At 71.6% G+C, this 16288-nt stretch carries 18 protein-coding genes and 1 pseudogene; 13 read left to right on the top strand and 6 right to left on the bottom strand.

The window, feature by feature from the left end; genetic code table 11:
- Window positions 1-182: 182 nt before the first annotated feature.
- Window positions 183-1241 (bottom strand): hypothetical protein, encoded by a 1059-nt coding sequence (locus ACFU53_RS04645; protein WP_383986011.1) that lies wholly within the window; start codon window positions 1239-1241, stop codon window positions 183-185.
- Window positions 1242-1781: 540 nt separating this feature from the next.
- Here ACFU53_RS04645 and ACFU53_RS04640 point away from each other — a divergent pair.
- Window positions 1782-2234 (top strand): DUF4442 domain-containing protein, encoded by a 453-nt coding sequence (locus ACFU53_RS04640; RefSeq protein WP_383986010.1) that lies wholly within the window; start codon window positions 1782-1784, stop codon window positions 2232-2234.
- 251 nt (window positions 2235-2485) lie between these two features.
- On the top strand, window positions 2486-3136 hold the full coding sequence (locus ACFU53_RS04635) for a DedA family protein (protein ID WP_383986008.1): 651 nt from the start codon (window positions 2486-2488) through the stop codon (window positions 3134-3136).
- Between the two features lie 84 nt (window positions 3137-3220).
- Here the strand turns inward: ACFU53_RS04635 and ACFU53_RS04630 are convergent, their stop codons facing one another.
- Complete coding sequence (locus ACFU53_RS04630) at window positions 3221-3763, bottom strand: gamma carbonic anhydrase family protein (RefSeq protein ID WP_383986083.1); 543 nt, start codon at window positions 3761-3763, stop codon at window positions 3221-3223.
- A 118-nt stretch (window positions 3764-3881) separates the two neighbouring features.
- Here ACFU53_RS04630 and ACFU53_RS04625 point away from each other — a divergent pair, with 118 nt between their 5' ends.
- The 3 genes from ACFU53_RS04625 to ACFU53_RS04615 all read left to right on the top strand — a co-directional run bounded on the left by ACFU53_RS04625 (window position 3882) and on the right by ACFU53_RS04615 (window position 6097).
- Window positions 3882-4661, top strand: a complete 780-nt coding sequence (locus ACFU53_RS04625; protein ID WP_383986006.1) for an acyltransferase — start codon at window positions 3882-3884, stop codon at window positions 4659-4661.
- Window positions 4662-4922: 261 nt separating this feature from the next.
- Window positions 4923-5495, top strand: a complete 573-nt coding sequence (locus tag ACFU53_RS04620; protein ID WP_383986004.1) for a helix-turn-helix domain-containing protein — start codon at window positions 4923-4925, stop codon at window positions 5493-5495.
- A gap of 44 nt (window positions 5496-5539) precedes the next feature.
- Window positions 5540-6097, top strand: coding sequence for a YbaK/EbsC family protein (locus ACFU53_RS04615; protein ID WP_383986002.1), 558 nt, complete (start codon window positions 5540-5542; stop codon window positions 6095-6097).
- A gap of 81 nt (window positions 6098-6178) precedes the next feature.
- On the opposite strand, the gene ACFU53_RS04610 is transcribed toward ACFU53_RS04615, so the two are convergent.
- A complete protein-coding gene (locus ACFU53_RS04610) occupies window positions 6179-6736 on the bottom strand; it encodes an NADPH-dependent FMN reductase (protein ID WP_383986000.1) in 558 nt (185 codons plus the stop codon).
- A 121-nt stretch (window positions 6737-6857) separates the two neighbouring features.
- Here ACFU53_RS04610 and ACFU53_RS04605 point away from each other — a divergent pair, with 121 nt between their 5' ends.
- The 3 genes from ACFU53_RS04605 (at window position 6858) to ACFU53_RS04595 (ending at window position 10162) form a co-directional block, all read left to right on the top strand.
- Window positions 6858-7514 (top strand): TetR/AcrR family transcriptional regulator, encoded by a 657-nt coding sequence (locus ACFU53_RS04605; protein WP_383985998.1) that lies wholly within the window; start codon window positions 6858-6860, stop codon window positions 7512-7514.
- Window positions 7515-7616: 102 nt separating this feature from the next.
- Window positions 7617-8582, top strand: coding sequence for an AAA family ATPase (locus tag ACFU53_RS04600; RefSeq protein WP_383985996.1), 966 nt, complete (start codon window positions 7617-7619; stop codon window positions 8580-8582).
- Complete coding sequence (locus ACFU53_RS04595) at window positions 8579-10162, top strand: VWA domain-containing protein (protein WP_383985994.1); 1584 nt, start codon at window positions 8579-8581, stop codon at window positions 10160-10162. Before ACFU53_RS04600 ends, ACFU53_RS04595 begins: the two co-directional genes overlap by 4 nt.
- A gap of 54 nt (window positions 10163-10216) precedes the next feature.
- Here ACFU53_RS04595 and ACFU53_RS04590 read toward each other — a convergent pair whose 3' ends face one another.
- Window positions 10217-10585 (bottom strand): VOC family protein, encoded by a 369-nt coding sequence (locus tag ACFU53_RS04590; protein WP_383985992.1) that lies wholly within the window; start codon window positions 10583-10585, stop codon window positions 10217-10219.
- A 78-nt stretch (window positions 10586-10663) separates the two neighbouring features.
- On the opposite strand from ACFU53_RS04590, the gene ACFU53_RS04585 reads away from it, so the two are divergent.
- Entirely contained in the window at window positions 10664-11704 is a 1041-nt protein-coding gene (locus tag ACFU53_RS04585) for a universal stress protein (protein ID WP_383985990.1), read from the top strand.
- 157 nt (window positions 11705-11861) lie between these two features.
- Here ACFU53_RS04585 and ACFU53_RS04580 read toward each other — a convergent pair.
- Window positions 11862-12011: pseudogene (locus ACFU53_RS04580) on the bottom strand (NAD-binding protein); the annotation flags it as partial.
- Between the two features lie 118 nt (window positions 12012-12129).
- Complete coding sequence (locus ACFU53_RS04575) at window positions 12130-12537, bottom strand: CoA-binding protein (protein WP_383985988.1); 408 nt, start codon at window positions 12535-12537, stop codon at window positions 12130-12132.
- 202 nt (window positions 12538-12739) lie between these two features.
- On the opposite strand from ACFU53_RS04575, the gene ACFU53_RS04570 reads away from it, so the two are divergent.
- From ACFU53_RS04570 to ACFU53_RS04555, 4 genes are all read left to right on the top strand, one after another.
- Entirely contained in the window at window positions 12740-13531 is a 792-nt protein-coding gene (locus ACFU53_RS04570) for a hypothetical protein (protein WP_383985986.1), read from the top strand.
- Window positions 13528-14073, top strand: coding sequence for a SixA phosphatase family protein (locus ACFU53_RS04565; RefSeq protein ID WP_383986081.1), 546 nt, complete (start codon window positions 13528-13530; stop codon window positions 14071-14073). The genes ACFU53_RS04570 and ACFU53_RS04565 overlap by 4 nt, the downstream gene beginning before the upstream one ends.
- A gap of 120 nt (window positions 14074-14193) precedes the next feature.
- On the top strand, window positions 14194-14820 hold the full coding sequence (locus tag ACFU53_RS04560) for a YigZ family protein (RefSeq protein WP_383985984.1): 627 nt from the start codon (window positions 14194-14196) through the stop codon (window positions 14818-14820).
- Between the two features lie 196 nt (window positions 14821-15016).
- Window positions 15017-16180 carry an exonuclease SbcCD subunit D gene (locus ACFU53_RS04555; protein WP_383985982.1) on the top strand — a complete coding sequence of 388 codons (1164 nt, stop codon included), beginning with the start codon at window positions 15017-15019 and terminating at the stop codon, window positions 16178-16180.
- Window positions 16181-16288: the final 108 nt, after the last annotated feature.

Raw genomic sequence — 16288 nt, 5'->3', positions numbered from 1 at the left:
CCCCGGTCCCTCCTGCCAAACCGTTTCCTCACGGGATACGGCCTGATCGGGCCAGAGGGAGGCGGTTGCCGAACACCGGGGCTGTGTGGGCGGCGGCGCCCCGTGTGCGGCTGCCCACGCGACGCCGTCGATCCCGCCCTGCCCCTGCCTCTGCCCCCCTTCGCCTCGGCGTAGGCGTCGGCTCAGCCGCCTGTCGGGTCGCCGTACAGCCGTACCGTGCTGAGGATCTTCTGCACCGTCGCGTCCGGGACCTCGTCGTCAACGTCCTTGGCGCCGTAGAAGGACCAGGAGACGTAGTCGCCGGCCGAGTTCTTGAAGGCGAACGTGGTCGCCTTGCCGTCGGTGTCGCACTTGCCCTTCTTGGCGACACCGCTCGAGGACGTGGTGGAGACGCTGCCCTCGACGCCCGACGTCGTGGTGTACGCCTTGGACTTGCCGATGGTCATCTTCTTCTTGGAGGCGGCCTTCTGGTCGGTGTAACCGCCGAAGACCCACCACGCCGAGTCATTGCGGGCGATGTCCTCGGTGCCCTTGGCGCCCTGCTGGCCCTTGGTGCCCACGGCGGCGAGGGAGCTCGTCTCCTCGTTGCCGTCCTTGTCGTCGTCGGACGTGCACCACTTCTCCTTGAGGATGGCGGGTGCCGACATGCCGATGAGGACCGACCCGTCGCCCTTCTCGTCGTCCTCGAAGCCGATGAAGGTGTCGGGCGACCGGACGTCCCACTCGGCGGGCACGTCGAAGGCCGTACCCCACTTGGGGTTGACGACGACCTTCCAGCCCGCGATGGTCGGCTTCGCTCCGGCGTCCTCGCCGCGCGGGTTGTCCTCGGTGCTCTCCGACGCGGTCGGCGACGGGGAGGCCGAGGGAGCCGACTGGGTTTCCGACTTGTCCTTGTCCCCGTCGCCTCCGAGGACCAGGAAGCCCGTCACACCGGCCGCCACGACGACGGCCGTGGCCGCGATGATCGCGATCAGCTTCGTCCGGTTGCCGCCGCCTCCGCCCGGCGGCACCGGCGGGCCCGCGGGGGCCTGCGCGCCCCACTGCGGTTGCTGCCCGTACTGGGCCTGCTGGCCCGTCGACTGGTATCCGGGCTGCTGGTAGGGGTTGGGCTGCTGGTACCCCGGCTGTTGGTATCCCGGCTGTCCCGGCTGTCCCGACTGGTCGTACCCCGGCTGCTGGTACGGGTTCGGCTGCTGCGGTTGGTGCTCGCCCCCGGGCGGCTGCTGCTGTCCTGGCCACATGGCTCGCAACCATAGATGCGCCAGGGGGCGGGGTGCCACGAGAGTCCACGAAGCGCCTTTGCAGTCGGGACGAACGGCTCCAAAACACCCGAGGTTGACGACTTTTGCCCCGGCCCTCCGTCGGCCCTCCGGCGGCCGCCAGCCGCCAGCCGCCAGCCGCCGGCCGTCAGCCATCCGCCGGATCGTCGTACAGCCGAACCCTGCCGGTCGTCGCGTCCGGAGCCTCCTCGGACACCTCCTTGGGTCCGGCGAACGATCAGGCCACGAAATCCCGTTCGGCGTTCTTGCACGCGAACGTCGTCGACTTGCCGTCGGAAAGCTGGTCACCCCGGCTGCGACCACCACGGCCATCGCCGCGTCGCCCTGGCGTACGCCCACGACCGCCACCTTCGCCGCCCGGCCGCGGTACGGTCCCGCCGTCGTCGGCCGTCGACGTGCTCCAGGGTGGCTGCCGCTCTCCTGGTCACGTCAGCGGCAGCGATACGACGGTCACACGGACGTCCCTGGTCAGGACTGCCTACTCGTGGGTAACATCGTGGCATGAGCGCAGACCAGATGTCGATCGGCGAGATGCTCGCCGCCACGGTGCCGATGGCCAGGACCCTGAACCTGGAGTTCCTGGAGACCACGCCGGAGAAGGCCGTGGTGGCACTGCCGGACCAGGGCGGGTTCCACAATCACGTCGGTGGGCCGCATGCCGGCGCGATGTTCACGCTGGGTGAGTCGGCGAGCGGGGCGATCGTGCTCGCCGCGTTCGGCGACCAGCTCTCCCGTGCCGTGCCGCTCGCGGTCAGCGCGGAGATCGCGTACAAGAAGCTCGCGATGGGACCCGTCACGGCCACCGCCACGCTGGGCCGCCCCGCCGCCGAGGTCGTCGCCGAACTCGACGCCGGACAGCGCCCCGAGTTCCCCGTCGCCATCGCCATCCAGCGCGCCGACGGCGCCGTGACCGGAGAGATGACCGTCGTCTGGACCCTGCGCCCCAACTCCTGACCCAGGGCGTCTCCGCAGCCGCGTCCCGGGTGCCTTCCGGACCGCGGCACAGGGCGGCAACGCACTGATGCTCGCCGTGCTCACCGTGCACGGTGAGCATCAGTGCCGACTGTGGGACAACCTGTAGGACTCCGTCGCCGTCCGAGTAAGCGGGTAGGCTGCCCCGGCGTGCGCTCCGTCGTGAGCACGCGCCGGGGCAGCACGGGACTTTCACAACACCCCCTTGATCCGCTACACGGGAGGAACCGGCTTTGCACGTCCAGGAGTGGCTCGAAACAGTGCCCCCGCTCAGCATCTACCTGCTGGTGGGGCTGGTCATCGGCCTGGAGAGCCTGGGCATTCCGCTGCCGGGCGAGATCATCCTGGTCTCCTCCGCGCTGCTGGCCTCCCAGCACGGTGAGATCGACCCGTTCGTCCTCGGCGCCTGCGCCACCGCCGGCGCGATCATCGGCGACTCCATCGGCTACGCCATCGGCCGCAAGGGCGGCCGCCCGCTGCTGGACAAGCTCAATCGAAGGTTCCCCAAACACTTCAGCGAGAGCAACATCGCCGTCGCCGAGAGCTCCTTCGACCGGTGGGGTATGTGGGCCGTATTCTTCGGCCGCTTCATCGCCCTCCTCCGCATCTTCGCCGGCCCCCTCGCCGGTGTCCTCCAGATGCCCTACTGGCGCTTCCTCGTCGCCAACGTCCTCGGCGGCATCCTCTGGGCCGGCGGCACCACCGCCGTCATCTACTACGTCGGCGTCGTAGCCGAGGCCTGGCTCAAGCGCTTCTCCTGGCTGGGCCTGGTCCTGGCCGTCCTGATCGGCGTCACCTCGATGCTGGTGATCAAGCGCAAGGCGAAGAAGGCGGCGGAAGCGGCCGAGAAGACCGAAGGGGAACTGGTCACCGCCGCTGAGTGAGGTGCGCCCCAAAGGGACGCGGGGCTGTTTCGATGTGCGGCTCCGGCGCGTGGGTGCGACCAGCCACACACGACCCGTAGACCGCTATGCCCCGTACTCCTCCTGCGCTTTCCGGTGCGCCTTGGCCAGTTCCGTGTAATGCGTCCCGTTCAAGGTCACCAACTCACGCTCCTCATCGGTGAGCGGCCGCTTCACCTTCGCCGGCACCCCGGCGACCAGCGAACCGGGCGGCACCCGCATCCCCTGCGGCACCAACGCCTGCGCGGCCACAAGAGACCCCGCACCGATCACCGCGCCGTTCAGCACAGTCGCCCCCATCCCGATCAGACAGTCGTCCTCGACGGTCGCCCCGTGCACCACCGCGTTGTGTCCGATCGAGACCCGCTCACCGATCGAGACCGGGAACCCGGGGTCTACGTGCAGCGTGCAGTTGTCCTGGACGTTGGCGTCAGCGCCGATGACGATCGGCTCGAACTCGGCCCGCAGCACCGCCCCGTACCAGACGCTCGCCCCGGGCCGGAGCGTCACGTCGCCGATCACCACCGACGTGGGGGAGACGAACGCGGCCTCCTCCACATCCGGCTTCTTGCCGTCGAACGTCGTGATCAGGGCCCGCTGCCGGTTCATCGCCGCCTCCTGGTGGTGACCGTGGTGGCCTGTGATGGCCATGGTGATCAGTCCTCACCGGCACCGTAAGCCATGGGGCGCGCATCGCGTGGGGTGAAGATCACAGCCGTACGACGTCATGCGTGTGCCGCCCGGTGAGTACGGTGAGCGGGTGCCGAAGAGCAAGAACACGTTCTCGTCCTGGCGGGGCCGCCTCGTGCAGCGCGCCGTCCATGCGGGCTGGGCGTGGCTGCAGCGCACGGGGTCGGTGACCGCCGAGCGGCCCGGCCGCTTCCGCTTCGGCGCGATGGGAACCGGTACCAGGCTGGCCTTCCCGCTCGGCACGGTCTTCGGTGAGCCGTGGATCCATCTGGGCTCCCACTGCATCATCGGCGAGCAGGTCACGCTGACCGCCGGGCTGATGCCCGACCTGGACCTCGGCGCGGAACCGATCCTGCGCGTCGGAGACGGTGTCGTCCTCGGGCGGGGCAGCCATGTCATCGCCGACACCACCGTCACCATCGGCAGCGACTGCTACTTCGGGCCGTATGTGTATGTGACGTCCACTAACCACTCGTACGACGACCCGCACGAGCCGATCGGCAGGCAGTGGCCGCGTATGGACCCGGTGTCGATCGGGCCGGGGTGCTGGATCGGTACGGGTGCGGTGGTCCTGCCGGGCGCGCGGATCGGGCGGAACGTGGTGGTCGCCGCGGGGGCGGTGGTGCGGGGGGTGGTCCCGGATCACTCGGTCGTGGCCGGGGCGCCCGCGCGGGTCGTGCGCCGGTGGGATCCGGTCGAGGGGTGGCAGCCGCCGATCCGAACGCCTGCGCCTGTGCCGATTCCCGACGGGATCACGCCGGAGCAGCTGCTGGCGTTGGCCGAGTGGGATGCGGAAGAGGCGGGGGAGTCCGCGTAGGAGCTCGGGGGTGTGGTGCTTTGGCGGGTGCGGGTGCGGGTGATGGGTGGCTGGTGGCGCCCACGCGGCGGAGCCGCACATCGATACAGCCCCGTGCCCGTTGAGTTGGCCGGAGCGCAGATCGCTCGCCAGGGCGAAGGGTCTCGCCAGGCTGAAGGGTGAGGTCGTCGATCAGCCTCGCAGTACAGTTCGGTGAACGAAGGGTGTACCCATCCGTAGTTCGCTGCGTTGAACTCTGCCATTGAGAATATTGGACGGAATGTGTCGGATCTCGACCTGCTGACCCAGTCCCTGGCGCGGAACGTCAAGCGCTGGCGCACCGAGCGGGGGTTCACCCTGGACACCCTCGCGGCCCGCGCCGGAGTCAGCCGCGGCATGCTCATCCAGATCGAGCAGGCCCGCACCAACCCCAGCCTCGGCACCGTCGTCAAGATCGGCGACGCCCTCGGGGTGAGCATCACCACACTGCTCGACTACGAGCAGGGGCCCAAGGTCCGGGTGGTCCCGGCCGAGCAGGTGGTCCGGCTGTGGCACACCGAAGCGGGCAGCTACAGCAAGCTGCTGGCCGGTACGGAGGCGCCCGGCCCGCTGGAGATGTGGAACTGGCGGCTGATGCCGGGGGAGGGCAGCCGGTCGGATCCGCACCCCGTGGGCACGGTCGAGATCGCCCATGTCACGGCGGGCGAGCTGACCCTCACCGTCGAGGGCGCGGAGTACCGCGTCCCGGCCGGGTCGAGCGTCACCTTCGAGGCCAACGCGGCCCACGAGTACGCGAATCAGGGGGATGTGCCGACGGAGATGGTGCTGACGGTGTCGGTGCCGGCCGTGCACTGACACGCCGACCCCGCTGCCCGCGGGCCTTTGTTAGCGTGCGGCCCATGCACGCACCCATCGGAGACTTCGACCACGCCACCCCCGCCCCCGACTGCCTCGACGATCTCGTCGGCCCGGTCGCCGACGCCGTACGCGACTGGCCCGGCACTGTGCCCGCCGACCAGATCCTGTACGTCGAGACGGACCCGCGGTGGGCCGACACCGCGGTGTTCGTCCAGCACTACGGGCAGGAACTGCTCGAACAGTCCGCGAACTGCGTGGTCGTCGCGGGCAAGCGGGGCGGCGAGTCGAGCCTCGCCGCGTGTGTCGTGCTCTCCACCGCCCGCGTCGACGTCAACGGCGTGGTCCGCCGCCAACTCGGCGCCCGCAAGGCCTCGTTCGCGTCGATGGACGCCGCCACCGGCGAGACCGGGATGGAGTACGGCGGCATCACCCCCGTCGGGCTGCCCGCGTCGTGGCCGGTCCTGGTGGACTCGGCCGTGGTCGACCTGCCGTACGTCCTGGTCGGCAGCGGGCGGCGGCGCGGCAAGCTGCTGGTGCCGGGGAAGGCGTTCGCGGAGCTGCCGAACGCGGTGGTGCTGGAGGGGCTGGGGGTCGTCTGACAGGCCCCCCGGTGCCGGAACGCCGACGCCGGGCCCCGGGCGCATGGCCCGGAACCCGGCGACGTACGGCGGAAGGCCGACTCAGGCGGCGGTGCCCGCCTGGGCGGTGAGCTGGTTCAGGACCTCGGTGAGACCGGCGACGACCTCGGCGTCGTCGGCCGGGTGGGTCTCGGCGAAGCGGACGACGGAGCCGGGGATGGAGAGCTTGGCCTCCTCCAGGACCGTGGCACCGGCGATGCCGACGGACTTGCGGGTCTCGTCCTGCGCCCACACGCCGCCGAACTGGCCGAACGCGGTGCCGACCACGGCGACCGGCTTGCCGGTGAACGCGCCGGCGCCGTACGGGCGGGACAGCCAGTCGATGGCGTTCTTCAGGACGGCCGGGATGGTGCCGTTGTACTCGGGGGAGAAGAGCAGGAAGCCGTCGGCGCTGCCGGCGGCCTCACGCAGCCGCGCGGCGGTGGCCGGGAGGGCGGCCTCGGTGTCGATGTCCTCGTTGTAGAACGGGACCTCGGCCAGCCCCTCGTACAGCTCGATCTCGACGCCCTCGGGGGCGTGCTTCACGGCGGCCTCGGCGAGCTGGCGGTTGTGTGAACCGGCGCGAAGGCTGCCGACGAGCGCGAGGATGCGTACGGACATGAGCTGACTCCTAGCAAGGGTGTGCACGTGGGAAATGCTAAGCGGACCGGGGTCCGTTGAAATTTGTAGCACCTATCCGGACCGGGGTCCACTTGTCTGTGGTGAGCGTTACGCTCCATTCATGAAAGAGTCGCTGCCGCCCTTCCCGGCGCCTCAGGAACCCGACCCCCTCGACGGACTGCTGAGCCTCGCCCCGACCACCTCTGACCAGCCCCGACTGCGCGCGGACGCGGCCCGCAACCGCACCCGGCTGCTGGAGGTCGCCGCCCAGCTCGCGGCGGACTGCGGGGCCGCCAACCTGACCATGGAGGCCGTGGCGACCGCCGCCGAGGTGGGCAAGGGCACCGTCTTCCGGCGGTTCGGCGACCGGTTCGGGCTCATGGTCGCGCTTCTCGACCACCATGAGCGGGAGCTCCAGGCCGCGTTCCTGACCGGCCCGCCGCCCCTCGGCCCCGACGCGCCGCCCGTCGAGCGGCTCCGGGCGTTCGGCGCCGCCGTCATCCGGCACGAGTACGCCCACCGCGACCTCTACCTCGCCGCCCGCGCGGATGTCTCCCGCCGTCACACCAGCCCGGCCGCTCAGCTCCGCCTCGGCCACCTGTGCATGCTGCTGCGCCGCGCCGGGGCGACGGGCGACATCGAACTGCTGGCGCAGACCCTGCTGGGCTATCTGGACATCAACCTCGTCGAACATCTGGTGGGGCAGCGGGAGATGTCCCTCGACCGGCTGGAGGTGGGGTGGGGGGACCTGGTGGGGCGGCTGGTCGTGCCGGCGTAGCACCTGGGGCAGTCAATCGGGACGACCAAAGCGACCGCTTGGTAACTTGGAGGGCGGGTGTCGGGGACCGGCCTCGCACGCCGCGTGAGGGGGAGGGGTCACATGACCGACGAGAACGGCGTGAACGGCGAGAACGGCGAGAACGGCGAGAACGGCGAGAAGGGTGAGAACGGCGAGAAGGGCGAGAAGGGGCGCCCGGAAATCGTCGGCACCGGCTTCTTCGCCTCCGTGGACGATGTCGTTGCGCGGCTCGCCGAAGCGGGGTACCTGGCCTCGACGGCCGTCGCCACCACCGTCTTCCTGGCCGACCGGCTCGGCAAGCCGCTGCTGGTGGAAGGTCCGGCGGGCGTCGGCAAGACCGAGCTGGCCAAGGCCGTCGCCCGGGTCGGCGCCGCCCGCCTGGTCCGGCTCCAGTGCTACGAGGGCATCGACGAGTCCCGCGCCCTGTACGAGTGGAACCACGCCAAGCAACTGCTGCGCATCACCGCCGGGCGGGACGAGGCCTGGGACGAGACCCGCACCGACATCTTCAGCGACGAGTTCCTGCTCACCCGCCCCCTGCTGACCGCCATCCGGGGCGACGAGCCGACCGTGCTCCTCATCGACGAGACCGACAAGGCGGACGTCGAGGTCGAGGGGCTGCTGCTGGAGGTGCTCAGCGACTTCCAGGTCACCGTCCCGGAGCTGGGCACGATCACCGCCACCCAGCGCCCCTTCACCGTCCTCACCTCGAACGCCACCCGGGAGCTCTCCGAGGCCCTGCGCCGCCGCTGCCTCTTCCTCCATCTCGACTTCCCCGACGCCGAGTTGGAGCGGCGGATCGTACGGCTCAGGGTCCCGGGCCTGGACGCCACACTCGCCGACTCCCTCGTCCGCGTGGTCGGCGCGCTCCGCGAGATGGAGCTGCGCAAGGCCCCCTCCGTGGCCGAGACCATCGACTGGGCACGCACCCTGCTGGCTCTCGGCGCCGACACCCTCGACGAGACCGTCGTACGGGACAGCCTGGGCGTGATCCTCAAGCACCAGGACGACATCGAGAAGGCCGCGCGGAAGCTGACGCTGGTATGAGCGCCGGGGCCCGTGGTGCGAACACGGCTCCCGGCTCGCCGCTGACCGAGCGGCTGACCGCGTTCGTACGGGCGTTGCGCGGCCATGGGATTCGGATCGGGCCCGGCGAGACCGTGGACGCGGCGGCCGTGCTGGAGGTGCTGGGCCTCACCGACCGGGAGCGGATCCGGGAAGGGCTGGCGGCGGCGCTGCTGCGCGCCGACCGGCAGCGTGCAGTGTTCGACGCGGCCTTCGAGCTGTACTTCCCGCTCGGTGTGGGGGAGTTGACGGGAGCACGGGGTGCGTCGGCCGGGGACCGGGACGAGCTGCGCGACCGGCTCGCCGAGGCGCTGGCCGCGAACGACACGGCCGCGCTCACCCGACTCGCGGGTGAGGCCGTCGACCTGCTCGGCCGCTATGGCTCCCCGGGCTCGGACGGCTGGTCGGCCCACCAGACGCTGGACCGCCTCCGGCCGCAGACGCTGCTGGCGCGGATCCTGGCTGCCTCGCAGGGGTCGGGTGGGGAGGCTGGTTTCTTCGGTGCGGGTGCGGGTGCGGGTGCGGGTGCCGGTGGTGGGCCTGGTGGTGGTGGGCCTGGTGGTGGGTTCCGTATGGGATTCGGTGGCGGTTTCGCATTCGGCTCAGGAGTGGGCGAGGGCGCAGGCTCGGGATCCGGTCCCGCCTCCAGGGGTGGGGTCGGTTCCGGGCTCGGTTCGGGCGGGTTCACCGATCGGCTGGACGCCGACGAGATCCGGCGCCGTATCGAGGACTTCCGGAACCGGGTGCGTACCGAGGCGCGGCGGCGGGTCGCCGAGCGCCGGGGAGCGGAGATGATCGCCGAGCGGGGCATCGCGCCGAGCGCCGAACAGGTCGACTTCCTCGTCGCGAGCCGCGAGCAACTCGTCGAACTACGCCGTACCGTGCAGCCGTTGGCCCGCAAGCTCGCGACCCGGCTCGCCGCCCGGCGGCGCAGAGCCGCGCGCGGTCAGATCGACATCCGGCGCACGCTGCGGCGTTCGCTGTCCACGGGAGGTGTGCCGCTGCGCCCTGCCTACCGGCGGCGTCGGCCCGCCCGTCCGGAGATCGTGCTGCTGTGCGATGTGTCCGGATCGGTCGCCGGGTTCGCGAACTTCACGATGCTGCTGGTGCAGGCGATGCGGGACCAGTTCAGCAAGGTGAGGGTCTACGCCTTCGTCAACCGCGTCGACGAGGTCACCCACCTCGTCACCAACGGTGAGGCCGACCCCGCCGAACTCGGCCGTCGGATCGCCACCGAGGCCGCGATCTCCGGGTGGCACGGCAGCAGTGACTACGGGGCCGCGCTCGGCGAGTTCGCCGAGCGCCACCTCGACGCGGTGGGCCCGCGTACGTCGGTGATCGTCCTCGGTGACGCCCGCACCAACGGGTTCGACCCCAACGCGGCGGCCCTGCGGCGCGTGGTGGCCCGTGCCCGCCGCGTCCACTGGCTGAACCCCGAGTCGCCGGGCCAGTGGTCGACGGGCGACTCCGCCGCCCATGTCTATGCCGAGATAGTCGACATGCACGCCTGCCGGAACGCGCGGCGGCTGGGGGAGTTGGTGACGCGGCTGCTGCCGGTGTGAGGGGCTGGTGCGAGGGGGCTGGTGTGCGGCGGTCACCGCCTGCGGCTGCCGAGGTCACTCCCGGCCGGTGTCGATCACGCAGAAGCGGTTGCCCTCCGTGTCGGCGAGCACGACGAAATCGGCGTCCTCCGGGTAGAGGTCCCAGCCGACGCGGCGCGCTCCCAGTCCCAGCAGCCGCTCGACCTCGGCCGTCTGGTCCTCCGCGTTCCCCGCGTAGAGGTCCAGATGCACCCGGGGCCGCTCCTGCACCGGGGTCTCACTGAGGCCGAGGGAGATCTGGGCTCCGGCTCCCTCCGGATGCACCAGCACGACCCAGTCGTCCTCAGGCTCCTCGCGCGGCACGTACCCGAGGGCAGCCATCCAGAATGTGGCGGCCCGCCGTACGTCTGACGCGCCCAACACCACGGATCCGATTCTCAGCATGGTCCGATTCTCGCCCCTGCGGATCCGCCGCCCTGCGGCGATGCTGGAGACAGACCTCGACCTCAGGAGGTGCGCCCCATGTTCCGCACCGTCACCGTGGGCATCGACGGTTCGCGCGAGAGCCTGGCCGCGGCCGAATGGGCGGCTCGGGAGGCACGGCTCCGCGCGCTGCCGCTGCGGCTGGTCAACGTCTGGGAGCCGGTTCCCGAGCCGATGGGGCGGGCGCCGATGCTGGGGACCGAGACGGAACAGAACCGGCAGGCGGCCCAGGCGGCCCAGGCGGCCCAGGCGGCCCAGGCGGCCAAGGCGGCCCAGGCGGCCCAGAGGGCGCAGGCGGCCCAGAGGGCGCAGCATGGCCGGGGGCGGAGTGCGCACGGTGAGACGGGTGCGGGGAAGGTCCTGAGTGAGGCAGCCGACGGGATTCGGCTGCGCCACCCGGGTGTCGATGTCGCCGTCGAGCAGTTGTCGGGTCGGGCGTCGGAGGAACTGGTGAAGGCGGCTCCAGAGGCTGAGCTGCTGGTTCTCGGCTCCCGTGGGCTGAGTGGGATCGCCGGCTTTCTGCTGGGTTCCGTGGGGCTGCATGTGGTCGCGCACACCGAGCGGCCGGTCGTCCTCGTGCGGGCCGAGGAACGGGCCGCGGACGAGCACGCGCCCGGGCCGGCCGGTGCTCCCGCCGCCAGGACGCCGTTCCGGCCCGTCGTGCTCGGTCTGGACATCGCGCACCCGGATCACACGCTGATCCGATTCGCGTTCGAGGCCGCGGCGCTGCGGGAGACCGCGTTGCGCATCCTCCATGACTGGAGCCCGCCGCCCCGCTCCGGCCTGCGGGAGAGGCCCGGTCTGGGGGCCGATCTCGATGCCGGTCTGGGGCGTCTGGACGCCACCGCTCTGAGCGAGGTACTGGGTCCCTGGCGGCGGGAGTATCCGTCCGTCGAGGTGGTGGAGGAGTCGCGGCGGGGGAAGGCGGCGGACCACCTGCTGGAGGCGTCTCGGGAAGCCTCCCTGCTTGTCGTCGGGCGACATGTCCGGCATTCGCCGCTGGGGGCGCACATCGGTCCGGTCGCGCACGCGGTGCTTCATCATGCGGGGGTGCCGGTGGCGGTCGTCTCGCACGACTGAGGTCCCGGGTTCCGGACTTTCCTCGCCCCCGCCGCCCCTACCCAATCCCATCCCCAGGGGCTGCCGCCTTTTCGACCCCGCCGGGGCGGTGGGTTCGTTGCACGGTCACTCCGAGTCGGGCCGGCCGTGCGGCGACCGAACGCCGACCCCGGCGGTGCAGACGCTCGACGAAGGTCGGGCGCGGGTTGATCAGGGTCATGGTCATGGTCATGGTCACGGTCACGTCGTCGCGCCGCGTCAGGCGGTTGGCCGCCATGACACCGGCGTAACCGCCGCCGATCACGACCACTTCGGTGTTCTCGGTCATGGTGTCTCCTCCGCTTCCCAGGGATTCGACCTCAAGACACCGCCGGATCGGCCGCTGTGCCAGTGTGCGTGGATTTCGGGCTCGTGTGGTCCGCGTCGGTCGGACAGGCCGGGGCCGCTCAGCCCAGACGCGGGATCTCGATCGCCGGGCAGCGGTCCATGATCATGTCCAGCCCGGCCTCGCGGGTCCGGTGGTACGCCTCCTCGTCGATCACGCCCAGTTGGAACCAGACCGCCTTGGCGCCGATACGGGTGGCCTCGTCGGCGACGGGCCCCGCGAGGTCGCTGTTGACGAAGACGTCGACGACGTCCACCGGGAAGGGGATGTCGGAGAGGGCGGCGTAGCCCTGCTCGCCGTGTACCGTCTCGGCCTTGGGGTGCACCGGGACGACGCGCTTGCCGTAGCGCTGGAGGACCTCCGCGACGCCGTACGCCGCGCGATCGCGGTTGCCGGACAGGCCGACGACGGCCCAGGTGTCGCCGAGTTCCGTCAGAACCTTGCGGATCGTGGCGGGGTCGCCGTACATGCCGTCTCCTCTGTCCGTGTGGGAGCGCCCGGGTGCGGGGGCTGCCTGCGGCAACAGCGGGCGGTGCTCGGCGATTCCCGGGTCCCGGAACCTTGATTCGCATGCGATCGACGCGGCTCGGCGCCGGCTCGATGTCCGGCTCGATGTCCGGAATGCCGCCCTCCGTACTGCGTTCGGCCGTTCCCGCGCCTACGCTCACCCCGTGCTGCGTATCACCGACGCCCGGACCGGCGAGCCCGCCGAGATCCGCAGGGCGCTCACCCGGGTCCACGCCCATGTGCCGAGGGACGACGTCTCGGACCTGCGCGTCCTGCTGTTCGCCGACGTCCTCGCCCGTGCCCTGGAACTGGGCGGGAGCCCCGTCCTCCTGGTCGCCGACCCGCCCGCCGCGCTGCGGCAGCGCGCCGACGACCTCGGCATCCGGCCGACCGAGGCCACCGGGACGAGGGGCGGGCAGCGGGTGCTGCACGTGATCGGCTCGGGGAAGTCGATGGGCGGCGGTGACGGCGACGGTAACCGCGACGGTGACCGCGAGGGCGACGGCGACGGTCTCGCGGGCGGCATCGGTGGCGGCGCTGTCCGCTCCGGTGCCGGGGCCGATGCCGAGGTCAGGGTCGAGGTCGCCCCGGTGACCGGGCCCGAGGAGTCGGCCGCGTCGGGGACCACTCTCCGGCTCGCTCTCCTCACCCGCCCCCGCCGGTCCACCGTGACCCTCGACGCCGCCGCCCTGACCGAGGCCGCCGACGCGCTCGATCACTGGCGCAAGGCGGTGGCGGCCTGGGCGACGCGGCCGTCGAGGCCGATTCCCGAGCCCGTACGGCAGGCCCTGCGTGACGCCTGGGAGGACGACCTGGACGTACTCGCGGTGCTCGACGTGCTGCGGGACGTGGAGGGGGCGCAGGACGTGCCGGACGGTGCGCGGTTCGAGACGTACGCCTACGCGGACCGGCTCCTCGGCCTGGAGCTCACCCGAGAGATCGGAGCATGGGCATGATCGCGCGCGCCGGAGCAGGCCCCCTGCGCAGACTCGTCGTCCTGCGGCACGCCAAGTCCGCCTGGCCCGTGGGCGTACCCGACCACGAACGGCCCCTGGCGCCACGCGGCCGCCGCGACGCCCCCGCCGCCGGGCGGGCCCTCGTCGACGCGGACTGCCTGCCCGACCTGGCCGTGTGCTCCACGGCCGTACGGGCGCGCCAGACCTGGGAGCTGGCCTCCGCGCAGTGGGGGACGCCGCCGCTCGTACATCACGACGCGAGGGTGTACGCGGCCGACGTGCCGGAGCTGCTCGACGTGGTGCGCGAGGTCCCCGACCACGTGAGGACGCTGCTGCTCGTCGGACACAACCCGGGGCTCGAGGAACTGGTGCTGGACCTGGCCGGAGACGCCCTCGACGACGCGCTGGACGAGGTACGGACCAAATTCCCCACCTCGGCGATCGCCTGTCTCTCCTGGCACGGCGAGACCTGGGCCTCGCTCGCCCCGGGCACGGCACTGCTGACGGACATGACCGTGGCCAGGGGGAAGAGGGAGGCCTGACCGGGCGGCATCGGGCGGCCGAGCCGTGGCCCACGAGGCCTCGGGCCACCGGATCCCGGCGACCGAGCCTCGGACGATGCCCCGCGCTGGCGGGCGTCGGCCTGCGCATAGGCTGGCCGGATGCAGGACGAGTACCGCACCGTCGCCCGCGCCGGCGTGCACGAGACCGAGGTCAACCGCTCCCGGTTCCTGTGCGCGCTCGCCCCGGCGGCCACCGAGCGGGAGGCCCAGGACTTCGTCGCGGCCGTCCGCAAGGAGCACGCCGACGCCACGCACAACTGTTTCGCGTACGTCATCGGCGCCGACGCGGCCGTCCAGCGGGCGAGCGACGACGGGGAACCCGGCGGCACCGCCGGCGTCCCCATGCTGCAGATGCTGCTGCGCCGGGACATGCGGTACGTCGTCGCCGTAGTCACCCGGTACTACGGCGGGGTCAAACTGGGCGCGGGCGGCCTCATCAGGGCGTACGGCGGTGCCGTGGGCGAAGCCCTGGACGCGCTCGGCAGCATCACGCGCCGGCGCTTCCGGCTGGCCACGGTGACCGTCGACCACCAGCGCGCCGGCAAGGTGCAGAACGACCTGCGGTCCACCGGGCGCGAGGTCCGTGACGTGCGCTACGCGGAGGCCGTCACCATCGAGATCGGACTGCCCGACGCCGACGTGGACGCCTTCCGCGCCTGGCTCGCCGACACCACCGCCGGCACGGCCGGGTTCGAACTCGGGGGAGAGGCCTACGGGGACACGTGACCCCGGGCGCGTGACCGAAGTCCGCACTTCTTCTCCTCTCGGGCATCTACGGCGATTCTTCGTCAATCGCCGGTGGTCGACCGGGGTTCGTGGCGGATCAGGTGTGCGCAGGCGTTAGCGTGGTCGCTGCCAGGGTCGTCGGGGTCGTCGGGGTTGTCGAGGTCGTAGGGGGAGACGTGCGGGTCGGAGCGGTTTCGTGAGAGTGCTGCACACTTCCGACTGGCATCTCGGTCGAGCGTTCCACCGGGTGAACATGCTCGGCGCGCAGGCCGAGTTCATCGGTCATCTCGTCACGACCGTGCGGGAGCGCGACGTGGACGCGGTGGTCGTGGCGGGGGATGTGTACGACCGGGCGGTGCCGGCGCTGGCCGCGGTCGAGCTCTTCGACGACGCCCTGCACCGGCTGGCCGAGCTGGACGTGCCCACGGTGATGATCTCCGGAAACCACGACTCGGCGCGGCGGCTCGGCGTCGGCGCGGGCCTCATCGGCCGGGCGGGCATCCATCTGCGGACGGCGGCCTCGGCGGCCGGGACCCCGGTGATCCTGCCGGACACCCACGGCGACGTCGCCTTCTACGGGCTGCCGTATCTCGAACCCGCCCTGGTGAAGGACGAGTTCGGGGTGGAGAAGGCGGGCCACGAGGCGGTGCTCGCCGCCGCCATGGACCGGGTACGCGCCGACCTGGCCACCCGCCCGGCAGGCACCCGTTCCGTCGTCCTGGCCCATGCCTTCGTGACCGGCGGCGCGCCCAGCGACAGCGAGCGGGACATCTCCGTCGGCGGGGTCTCCTCCGTGCCCGCCGGTGTCTTCGACGGCGTCGACTACGTGGCACTGGGCCATCTGCACGGCAGCCAGGTCATCACCGAACGCGTGCGCTACTCCGGTTCCCCGCTGCCGTACTCCTTCTCCGAGACCGACCACCGCAAGAGCATGTGGCTGGTGGACCTCGGCGCCGACGGCTCGGTCGATGCCGAGCGGATCGACTGCCCCGTGCCCCGCCCGCTCGCCCGGATCCGGGGCCGGCTGGACGATCTGCTCGCCGAACCGGGGCTCGCCCGGCACGAGGAGGCGTGGGTCGAGGCCACGCTCACCGACCCGGTACGGCCCGCCGAGCCCATGGCCCGGCTGTGCGAGCGCTTCCCGCACACGATCAGCCTCGTCTTCGACCCCGAGCGTGCCCCCGGCGACCCCGACGTCTCCTACGCACGGCGCCTCGCCGGCCGCGACGACCAGCAGATCGCCGAGGACTTCGTGGCCCATGTCCGCGGTACCGGCCCCGACGAGCACGAACGGACCGTCCTCAGGGACGCGTTCGACGCCGTACGGGCCGACGAGACGGTCCGGGAGGTCTCCCGATGAGCCTTCCGATGAGCCGCCGGACGAGACGTCGGAGGAGTCGTCCGATGAGCCGCTCGTACTGGCTGAGCTGTCCGATGAGCCGCTCGCACCGGCTGAGCCGGATCCGTT

The organism is Streptomyces sp. NPDC057474 (assembly GCF_042802555.1).
In the GTDB taxonomy this organism is placed as follows: domain Bacteria; phylum Actinomycetota; class Actinomycetes; order Streptomycetales; family Streptomycetaceae; genus Streptomyces.
Note: the sequence above shows the minus strand (reverse complement) of the source record. Positions and strands in the feature narration are given on the sequence as shown.

Bases quoted from the DNA above. Each gene is read 5' to 3' on its own strand.
- ACFU53_RS04645 (WP_383986011.1), bottom strand. From the start codon at position 1,241: ATGTGGCCAGGACAGCAGCAGCCGCCCGGGGGCGAGCACCAACCGCAG.
- ACFU53_RS04640 (WP_383986010.1), top strand. From the start codon at position 1,782: ATGAGCGCAGACCAGATGTCGATCGGCGAGATGCTCGCCGCCACGGTG.
- ACFU53_RS04630 (WP_383986083.1), bottom strand. From the start codon at position 3,763: ATGAACCGGCAGCGGGCCCTGATCACGACGTTCGACGGCAAGAAGCCG.
- ACFU53_RS04625 (WP_383986006.1), top strand. From the start codon at position 3,882: ATGCGTGTGCCGCCCGGTGAGTACGGTGAGCGGGTGCCGAAGAGCAAG.
- ACFU53_RS04615 (WP_383986002.1), top strand. From the start codon at position 5,540: ATGCACGCACCCATCGGAGACTTCGACCACGCCACCCCCGCCCCCGAC.
- ACFU53_RS04610 (WP_383986000.1), bottom strand. From the start codon at position 6,736: ATGTCCGTACGCATCCTCGCGCTCGTCGGCAGCCTTCGCGCCGGTTCA.
- ACFU53_RS04605 (WP_383985998.1), top strand. From the start codon at position 6,858: ATGAAAGAGTCGCTGCCGCCCTTCCCGGCGCCTCAGGAACCCGACCCC.
- ACFU53_RS04600 (WP_383985996.1), top strand. From the start codon at position 7,617: ATGACCGACGAGAACGGCGTGAACGGCGAGAACGGCGAGAACGGCGAG.
- ACFU53_RS04595 (WP_383985994.1), top strand. From the start codon at position 8,579: ATGAGCGCCGGGGCCCGTGGTGCGAACACGGCTCCCGGCTCGCCGCTG.
- ACFU53_RS04590 (WP_383985992.1), bottom strand. From the start codon at position 10,585: ATGCTGAGAATCGGATCCGTGGTGTTGGGCGCGTCAGACGTACGGCGG.
- ACFU53_RS04585 (WP_383985990.1), top strand. From the start codon at position 10,664: ATGTTCCGCACCGTCACCGTGGGCATCGACGGTTCGCGCGAGAGCCTG.
- ACFU53_RS04575 (WP_383985988.1), bottom strand. From the start codon at position 12,537: ATGTACGGCGACCCCGCCACGATCCGCAAGGTTCTGACGGAACTCGGC.
- ACFU53_RS04565 (WP_383986081.1), top strand. From the start codon at position 13,528: ATGATCGCGCGCGCCGGAGCAGGCCCCCTGCGCAGACTCGTCGTCCTG.
- ACFU53_RS04560 (WP_383985984.1), top strand. From the start codon at position 14,194: ATGCAGGACGAGTACCGCACCGTCGCCCGCGCCGGCGTGCACGAGACC.